The sequence below is a fragment of the Clostridium aquiflavi genome (genome assembly GCF_031344075.1).
Lineage (GTDB): Bacteria > Bacillota > Clostridia > Clostridiales > Clostridiaceae > Clostridium > Clostridium aquiflavi.
Genome location: NZ_JAVJAN010000009.1, coordinates 88,044 through 97,320, shown reverse-complemented (window position 1 = coordinate 97,320; position 9,277 = coordinate 88,044). Strand labels below are relative to the sequence as shown.

7 protein-coding genes are annotated in these 9,277 nt (G+C 25.2%); 5 read left to right on the top strand and 2 right to left on the bottom strand.

From position 1 onward, the window contains the following. Positions 1–290 precede the first annotated feature (290 nt). From RGC78_RS04715 to RGC78_RS04695, 5 genes are all read left to right on the top strand, one after another. A complete protein-coding gene (locus RGC78_RS04715; RefSeq protein ID WP_252213165.1) occupies positions 291–902 on the top strand; it encodes a hypothetical protein in 612 nt (203 codons plus the stop codon). A gap of 256 nt (positions 903–1,158) precedes the next feature. Continuing rightward, positions 1,159–2,121, top strand: coding sequence for a UV DNA damage repair endonuclease UvsE (gene uvsE / locus RGC78_RS04710; RefSeq protein WP_309556130.1), 963 nt, complete (start codon positions 1,159–1,161; stop codon positions 2,119–2,121). Between the two features lie 267 nt (positions 2,122–2,388). Next, positions 2,389–5,607: a ligand-binding sensor domain-containing protein gene (locus RGC78_RS04705; protein WP_309556129.1), complete on the top strand. Its 3,219-nt coding sequence runs from the start codon at positions 2,389–2,391 to the stop codon at positions 5,605–5,607. A gap of 43 nt (positions 5,608–5,650) precedes the next feature. After that, entirely contained in the window at positions 5,651–6,334 is a 684-nt protein-coding gene (locus RGC78_RS04700) for an RNA pseudouridine synthase (RefSeq protein ID WP_252226120.1), read from the top strand. Positions 6,335–6,475: 141 nt separating this feature from the next. Then, the gene (locus RGC78_RS04695; RefSeq protein WP_252226119.1) at positions 6,476–7,639 is read left to right on the top strand and encodes an iron-containing alcohol dehydrogenase; all 1,164 of its coding nucleotides are present in this window, start codon (positions 6,476–6,478) and stop codon (positions 7,637–7,639) included. Positions 7,640–7,754: 115 nt separating this feature from the next. Here the strand turns inward: RGC78_RS04695 and RGC78_RS04690 are convergent, their stop codons facing one another. Further along, positions 7,755–8,153, bottom strand: a complete 399-nt coding sequence (locus tag RGC78_RS04690) for a GtrA family protein (protein ID WP_252213170.1) — start codon at positions 8,151–8,153, stop codon at positions 7,755–7,757. Positions 8,154–8,162: 9 nt separating this feature from the next. Further along, positions 8,163–9,134, bottom strand: coding sequence for a glycosyltransferase family 2 protein (locus tag RGC78_RS04685; protein ID WP_252226117.1), 972 nt, complete (start codon positions 9,132–9,134; stop codon positions 8,163–8,165). Positions 9,135–9,277 lie beyond the last annotated feature (143 nt).

Here is a 9,277-nt window from a genome sequence, read left to right as displayed (position 1 = left end):
TATGTTTTAGCAGAGTGTTGATATATGCATAAGCAAAGTGGACTGAGTAATTGAACTTAGGAATGCTAAAATGAGTATAGTCCAATTACAATGCCACTTTACCTATTGTATATATCAACACGCATTTAAAACAGAGCCATAAATTAAAATAAAGTATCAAATATAATAAGGAGGTAGTTTATTTAAATATTGTACAATATTTTAAGTGAAATTTTTAAGTTTATGAGTAATATGATATGATTATATTTAAGTAAAACTAGTAAATAATAATATGCAGAGGATGACGTAATATGGAAGAAGTTATAATGTTAGAAGGATTAAGCGCAAAAGAAATATGGGAAAAGATATATAATAAAGAATTAGATTGTAAGAAAAATGTATTAGACTATATAGAAAAAATGAGAATACTTAAAAAATCAAATGTTAATGAAGAGCAAATTCAAGATACTTATAATTTTATTTATGATAGCATAGATGCTATGGCTGATAAAATAAAACCAAACACTATTATGTATTTAAAAAATCAACTTAAATCACAGCTTGGGAAGTATGTTTCAATAAAAGATCCTAAAAAAGAAAATGGATTTATAACATTTTTTAAAAAAGCTTACCCAGAAAAGAACAGAAGAAAAGATTTCACATGGGTATTAATGGATATAAATAAAATATCGGAAGAACAAATTTGGACTACATTAACTTATATAAATAGAGAATGTCTAAAAAATAACTGTAAAATAACTGAAGACGAAAAATCTGATATTATTAAAATAATAGAAAAATTAATTGCAAAGAATAACATAAAATATATAAATCAAGTTAAAAGTTTAGAAAAACTTCTTAATGTTTTAAAGATTAGAGTTGTGACTGTAAAAGATAGGTATAGCATTAAGTCTATAAATTAAGTTTATTATATAGATGATAATAAAAAGATAACACTATATTAGATATGAATAAAAAGTAATCTTGCTTAAAAGAATAAATATATCTAAAATAACACATCCTTATAAAATAAGAATAAAGTTTATAAGGATGTGTTAATTATGCCTTGGTATATAATTTTAGTAATATTTATTATAGTATGTTTAATAGGAATATGGATAGCTAATTGGTACAAAAATAAAAGATAGGTAATTCTTTTGATAATATAGGAGAATATTTATGAAAGTAAGATTAGGATATGTTTCAATAGCAATGAATTTAGGAAAAAAAGTTACTAGTTCTAGTACAGTAACTTTTAAAAATTATAGCAAAATAATAGAACAAGAAAAGAAGAGTGAAAAATTAAAATCAGTTGCATTATCTAACTTAAATGACTTAATAAAGATACTTGAATATAATATAGAAAACAATATACATTTCTATAGAATAACATCAGGTCTGATTCCTCTAGTCACTCATCCAGAAGTGGGGTACTGGGGTCATAGAGAGATGTTTAGAAAAGATTTTAAATATATAGGGAATCTCATAAAAAATTATAATATGAGGGTAGATACTCACCCAGATGAATTCAATGTTATAAATAGTATAAATCCTCAAGTTGTTAAAAATACAAAATTAAATTTAATACGTCAAGCAGAGTGGTTTGAAGACTTTGATTATAAAGAAGGAAAAATGGTAATACATCTTGGTGGAGCTACAGGAGGAAAAGAAGAGGGGATTAAAAGATTTATTAAAAATTTAAAAGAGTTTCCCACAGAAATAACGTCTAGATTAATTATAGAAAATGATGATAAAACTTATACTGCAAGTGAAATTTTAAATATATCTAAAGAATTAAAAGTACCTATGGTATTAGATGTTCATCATCATAATTGTAATAATTCTGGAGAAAACATAATGGAGTTAATTGAAGGTATTTTTAATACTTGGAATGAAGAGTCATTACCACCTAAAGTTCATTTTTCTAGCCCTAAGGATCATGAAAAAGATAGAAAACACTCAGAATTCATAAATGCAAATGATTTTGTAGAATTTATTGAAAAAACTAAAGTTATAGATAGAGATTTTGATGTTATGCTTGAATGCAAACAAAAAGATATAGCATTATTTAAATTAGTAGAAGAAATAAAAGAAATTAAGCCTAATTATAAATGGATTGATCAAAGTACTTTTGAGGCTTAACCAAAAATGGGGCTGTTGCAAAACTAACTTGAAAGTTAGTTTTGCAACAGCCTCTTAAAATAGATATTTTTATATAGATAGAAAATATTATAATAATTGGTTTTACTAAAAGGTGATTTTTTACTTAAATTATGTAAAAAAATTTAAAATATTTAAAAATAAAATAAAATTAACTAGGAATATTAAACTATTAATATAAAATATTGTATTAAAAAATAGTATTGTAGTATAATTATTTATATAAATATTGTCGAAAAGGGAGAAATTATGAAAAAGAGATTAATATTGAAAAAAATAATGATTGTAGTAATATTTTTTAGTTTCTTAATAATAAATACTCAAAATGATGTTAAGGCATACAATAATATTAATTTTAAAAGTATTAGTATAGATGATGGATTATCTCAATCTAGTGTAGAAGACATTTTTCAGGATAGCAGAGGATATATTTGGATAGGTACTCATGATGGATTAAATAAGTATAATGGAAAAGAATTTAAAGTTTATAAATATGAAGAAAATTCAAATAATAGTATTTCAAGTAACAGCATAACAGTAATTAAAGAAGACAAATCAGGTAATTTATGGGTTGGAACAGCAAATGGATTGAGTAAGATTAATTTAAAAGATGATACTATTGAGAACTATTATGATAAGGAATCACAAGGAAATTTATCTAATTATAACATTTGTGATATTTTAATTACTAATGACCAAAAAATATTAGTTGCTACAGCTGATGGGTTAAATATTTATAATGAAAATGAAGACAAGTTTGAAAGAATTTTATATAGTAATAATCAACAAGTTCTTACTAATCAGGTTATATATAGTTTAGATGAAGATGAAGATAATAATATATGGATTGGAACTGAGAATGGATTAAATAAAGTAAATATGAAAACTAAAGATATAGAATTTTTATATAATACTAATAATGACTATAAAAACTCTATACATAAGGTATATTCAGATAAGAATGGACAAGTATGGGTAGGAACATCTGGAGCTGGATTATTAAAGGTAGATATAAAAACAAATAATATAGTTAAATATAAAACTGGAAGTTTTGAAGGAAAAAGAGAATTTGAAAAAGGAAAATTAAAGGGTGGAGTAGTTAAAGATATTTTAAAAGACAGTAGGGGAGTAGTATGGGTATGTACAGATTATGGACTATCTATGTACAATGAAGATGAGGATAATTTTACTACTTATATAAATAGAGTATATGATAAATTTAGTTTAATAAACAAAAGCACTTTTTCTATAATGGAGGATTCTACAGGATTAATGTGGGTAGGTACATCTTCTGGAATTAGCACTTTTGATCCTAGCAATGGAATAAAACATTATAAATATGATCCTTTTTTAAAAAACACGATAAGTGACAACTCAATACAAGGGATTTATGAAGATAGTGAAGGATTAGTTTGGATAGGTACTATTAATAAGGGATTAAATATAATGAATCCTAAAACTGAAAATGTAACAAGAATAAATTCTAAAAATAGTGATCTTATAAGTGACAAAATTAAATTTATAACTGGAAGAAAAAATGAAATTTGGGTAGCTACAGACAATGGTTTAAATAAAATTGATAAAAATACTAATGAAATTAAAGTGTATACAACTGAGAATGGATTAACTAACAATAAAATAAGAACTTTATTTATAGATAATAAAGATTGCTTATGGATAGGAACAGCAGATGGAGTTAATGTTTTAAATTTAAAAGATGATACTGTAGTAGATATGACATATATTTTAAAAAACAATAATATAGTAGATACTTATGTTGATAGTATATATCAGGATAAAGAAGGAATGTACTGGATAGGGTTATATATGAACGGAGGATTAGTAAGATTAGATCCACGGGATATGACTATAAAAAATTATACTAAAGTTGAAGGCGATAACAATGCTATAAGTTGTAATGCTATAGTTTCAATAGTAGAGGACAGAAAAAATAATATATGGATAGGCACTAAATACGGACTAAATAAATTAGATAAGAATACAGAAAAATTTACAAGATACACAGAAAAAAATGGACTTGCTAATAATAATATTTATGGAATTTTAATAGATGATTATGATAATCCTTGGGTAAGTACTAATAATGGAATATCAAAATTAGATATAAGTAACAATACATTTACTAATTTAAATATATCAAATAGACTTCAAAGCAATGAATTTAATGGAAATAGTTATTTTAAAAATAGTAAGGGAGAATTTTTATTTGGAGGTATTAATGGATTAAATATATTTAATCCATCAGAAATAAATAAAAACAGAAGTTTACCTAAAGTTTTTTTTGAAGCATTTGAAGTAAAGGGAAAAAAATATAAAAATATAGATGGATTAAAATTTAATTCAGATGAAAATATGGTTAGAGTTAAAATGTTTGTTCCAGATTATAAGAATAGAGATGCTATAAAGTATTTTTATAAGTTGGAGGGGATAGATAGTGATTGGAATATGGGAAATTCTAATGAATTTACTTATAATAATATAAAATCAGGGAATCATATATTAAAAGCAAAAGTTGAAATGCCGGATGGGAGTCTAAGTGATGAAAGCCAAATTACATTTACTATAAAACCACCATTATGGAAAAGTAAACAAGCAATAATACTATATTTAATTATATCTATACTAATAATTTATTTAAGTCTTAATAAAATGAAGAATCTTGATAGAATGGTTGAAAAAAGAACTAAGCAGTTAAGGGAAGAGATGGACAAAAATAGCAAATTATTAAATAAAGTTATTGACTTAGAGCGAAATAAGAATAATTACTTTGTTAATCTTTCTCATGAACTTAGAACACCTTTAAATGTTATTTCATCTACAGAACAGCTTATATCAGAATTAAACAAACAAGATGATGGAATAGATAAAGAAAAGTTAAATTATTATATGAAGATAATAAAAAGAAATTCAAATAGATTATTAAGGTTAATAAATAATATAATAGATACAAATAAAATTGAAAGTGGAAGATATGAAACAAATTTTAAAGAAAATGATATAGTATATTTAGTTGAGGAAACATCTTTGAGTTTAAAAGATTATATTGAAAATAAAGGAATACACCTAATTATAGATCCGGAAGTTGAAGAAAAAGTTATAATGTGTGATAGTTATGAAATTGAAAGATGTATAGTTAATTTAGTAAGTAATGCAGCTAAATTTACACCAGAAGGCGGAGAAATAAAAGTAACTTTAAAAGATTTAAATAATAAAGTCATAATTAAAGTTAAAGATACTGGAATAGGAATAGATCCTAAATATCATAAAGCTATATTTGATAGATTTAATCAAATTGTAGATGCAAATTCAGAATCAAAAGGTGGCAGTGGATTAGGATTAACTATAACCAAACATATTATAGATTTACATAAGGGAAAAATATATATTAATAGTGATATTGGAAAAGGCTGTGAATTTGTTATAATATTACCTACTAATATAGAGTAGAATTTATATGTATCATTAAGCTTGTAAGGTTGGGATATAAAATATGAGAATAAACAAACTTTTTAGTAATTTAGGTATTTGTTCAAGAAAAGATACTAGTAAGCTCATTGAAGAAAATAGAATAATTGTAAATGGAATTCCATGTATACAAGGACAATGGGTAGAATTAGAGGATGAAATTCTTCTTGATAACAAGACTCTTCCAATAAAGAAAAAAATCTATATAGCATTAAATAAACCAGTAGGAGTAACCTGTACTGCAGCAGATGAAGTTGAAAATAATATAATAAATTTTATGGATTATCCTGAATATATATTTCCTGTAGGTAGATTAGATAAAGCATCTCAAGGATTAATATTGTTAACTAATGATGGGGATTTAGCTAACAATATTTTAGAATCAGAAAATGAACATGAAAAAGAATATATAGTTACTTTAGATAGACCTTTTAATAATGAATTTATTTTAGGAATGACAAGTGGTGTTGAAATATGTAATGTAAAAACAAGACATTGCAAAGTAAGAAGAATTTCGGAAGATACATTTAACATTGTTTTGACGCAAGGTCTTAATAAACAAATTAGGAGAATGAGCAAAGTTTTTGGATATAATGTTAAAAAATTAGAAAGAATAAGAATTCTTAATATTGAACTTGGAAATTTAGAATATGGTAAATGGCGTTATTTATTAGAAGAAGAAATAGAAGGGTTAAAAAATTCTAAGTAACAAAAATTTTTAGACAATATATACATATAGGGCTATATTTTACTACAATTCCATTTTACCTATTGCATATATCAATATATGTTTAAAACATAGCCAAATATAAAATATTTTAATTAAATATATCGTAAGGAGAGATTTTATATGGAAAATTTTAATTATTCAATACCTACTGAAATTTACTTTGGAAAAGGTCAAATAAAGCATTTAGGAAATGCTATAAAAAAATATGGAAGCAAAGTTCTTGTTGTATATGGTGGGGGAAGCATTAAGAGAATAGGTTTATATGATGATATGATGAAAATATTAAAAGATAACAATATATCATATGTAGAACTTTCTAATATAGCTCCAAATCCTAGAATAGAGTCCGTTAGAGAAGGCGTAAAACTTTGTAGAGATAATGATATAGAAGTTGTTTTAGCTGTTGGAGGAGGAAGCACAATAGATTGTGCTAAAGTTATTGCAGCAGGAGTAAATTATGATAATGATCCATGGGATATTGTATTAGATCCAAGCAAAATAACTAAGGTGTTACCTATAATTACCACTTTAACTTTATCAGCAACAGGTTCAGAAATGGATCCATATGCAGTTATATCTGATATGAGCAAAAACCAAAAAATAGGTACAGGTCATGATAAGATGAAACCTAAAGTATCAATATTAGATCCAGAGTATACTTACTCTGTTCCTAAAAATCAAACAGCAGCAGGAACTGCAGACATTATGAGTCATATATTTGAAAATTATTTTAATAATACTAAAGGAGCATTTATCCAAGCAAGAACTGCGGAGGGACTACTTAAAGCATGTATGAAATATGGAAAAATAGCAATACAAGAGCCTAATAATTATGAAGCAAGAGCAAATTTAATGTGGGCATCTAGTTTGGCTATTAATGGTTTAATATCATATGGAACAGCTGGAGCATGGTCAGTACATCCAATGGAACATGAACTAAGCGCATTTTATGATATAACTCATGGAGTTGGTTTAGCGATTTTAACACCTCATTGGATGAGATATGTTTTAAATGATGATACGTTATATAAATTCGTTGAGTATGGAGTTAATGTGTGGAATATAGATGAGAGTTTAGATAAATATGCTATAGCTAATACTGCAATAGATAAGACTGCAGAATTCTTTAAAGAATTAGGAATTCCATCAACATTAAGAGAAGTCGGAATTGGAGAAGAAAATTTTGAAATTATGGCACAAAAAGCAGTAAAATCAGGATTACAATATGGATTTAAACCGCTTACGCCAAAAGATGTAGCGAACATTTATAAAGCTGCATTATAAATATTTATTTAAAACTTGTGTTAATAATTAAAAATAAAAAGACTGGTGTACAATAAATTTTTATTCATTGTACACCAGTCTTTTTGCATAATTTATATAAAAAAGATTTATATTATTAATGCTTAAATGCAAAAAATTTCATTAATACAAATGTTACAGGAACTCCAATTATAGCTGCTAAAACATAAGCTATAAGCTTGTGTAATCCCATCATGTTAAATACTATAAGAACAACTATATTTTGTATAATAAAATTTGGTATATATGAAATTGCAAATTTTATAAATTTATTAAAATCTAAAGCTTCTTTAAATGTAAAGAAACTGTTCAATAAATAAGATATAAATAATCCACAAATATATCCTACCACAAAAGCTATGTTCTCATTTAAAAAGCTTGAAAATATATATGAAAATACAACCCCAATAAATGTGTTTATAAGTCCTATAGTTACAAAAATAAAAAATTGTTTTGTAAAAAATGTATTTTTAAATTTTAGTATAAGCTTATCCAATATAGTCACCTACATATTAGTTTTATTTTCATCAGTTTTTATTAATTTATCAGCGATAATAAAACGAGGTCTTTGTTTTGTTTCATTATATATTTTCCCTATATATTCTCCAATTACTCCTAAAGATAAAAGTTGTATTCCACCAAGCATCCAAATAGATAAAGTTAATGAAGTCCAACCTGTAACTGTTTCACCTAAGAATTTAACTATAAGAGAATAGATTAAAGCTATAAAACTAACAAAAAATATAAAGAATCCTAATCCAGTAATTATTCTTATTGGTTTTATACTAAAAGATGTAATACCATCTAATGCAAAAGCAAGCATCTTTTTTAAAGGATATTTTGATTCTCCAGCAAATCTTTCATGACGCTCATATTCTACAACAGAGTATTTGTATCCAATTAAAGGAACAATACCTCTCAAGAATAAATTCACTTCTTTAAATTGACTTAATCCATCTAAAGCTCTTTTACTCATAAGTCTATAATCAGCATGATTGTACATAACATCTACACCAAGAGCATTCATAAATTTATAAAATCCTAAAGCAGTTGTTCTTTTAAAGAAAGTATCTGTTTGTCTAGATGATCTAACACCATAAACAACATCACTGCCTGAATAATATTCTTCAACAAACTTATCAATTACTTCAATATCATCTTGGAGATCAGCATCTAGTGATATTGTTATATCAGCATAATCTTTAGCAGTCATTAATCCAGCTAATAAAGCATTTTGATGTCCTTTATTTCTAGATAAATTTACTCCACTGAAAATTGGATTTTGAGCATGAAGCTCTTCAATTATATCCCATGTCTTATCTTTTGAACCATCATTAACAAATAAAATTTTACTATCATTTGATATAAAATCTTTATCTATCATGGAATTCATTTTTACTAATAATCTCTTTGCTGTTTCGTGTAATACAGCTTCTTCATTATAACAAGGAATTACCAAGTATAGGCAACCTTTCATATTATACTACCTCCAAATTGTCAATATATACGTTATGAAATATATGTACCAATGTTTCATAACGTATAAAAATACAAAAATCATTATAATCCATAATATTCAAATTGTAAACAAAACTCTGAGTTAAAGCAAGTGTATATAGG

Excerpts from the sequence above, each read along its gene's own strand:
- RGC78_RS04715 (WP_252213165.1), top strand. The coding sequence starts at position 291 with ATGGAAGAAGTTATAATGTTAGAAGGATTAAGCGCAAAAGAAATATGG.
- uvsE (WP_309556130.1), top strand. The coding sequence starts at position 1,159 with ATGAAAGTAAGATTAGGATATGTTTCAATAGCAATGAATTTAGGAAAA.
- RGC78_RS04705 (WP_309556129.1), top strand. The coding sequence starts at position 2,389 with ATGAAAAAGAGATTAATATTGAAAAAAATAATGATTGTAGTAATATTT.
- RGC78_RS04700 (WP_252226120.1), top strand. The coding sequence starts at position 5,651 with ATGAGAATAAACAAACTTTTTAGTAATTTAGGTATTTGTTCAAGAAAA.
- RGC78_RS04695 (WP_252226119.1), top strand. The coding sequence starts at position 6,476 with ATGGAAAATTTTAATTATTCAATACCTACTGAAATTTACTTTGGAAAA.
- RGC78_RS04685 (WP_252226117.1), bottom strand. The coding sequence starts at position 9,134 with ATGAAAGGTTGCCTATACTTGGTAATTCCTTGTTATAATGAAGAAGCT.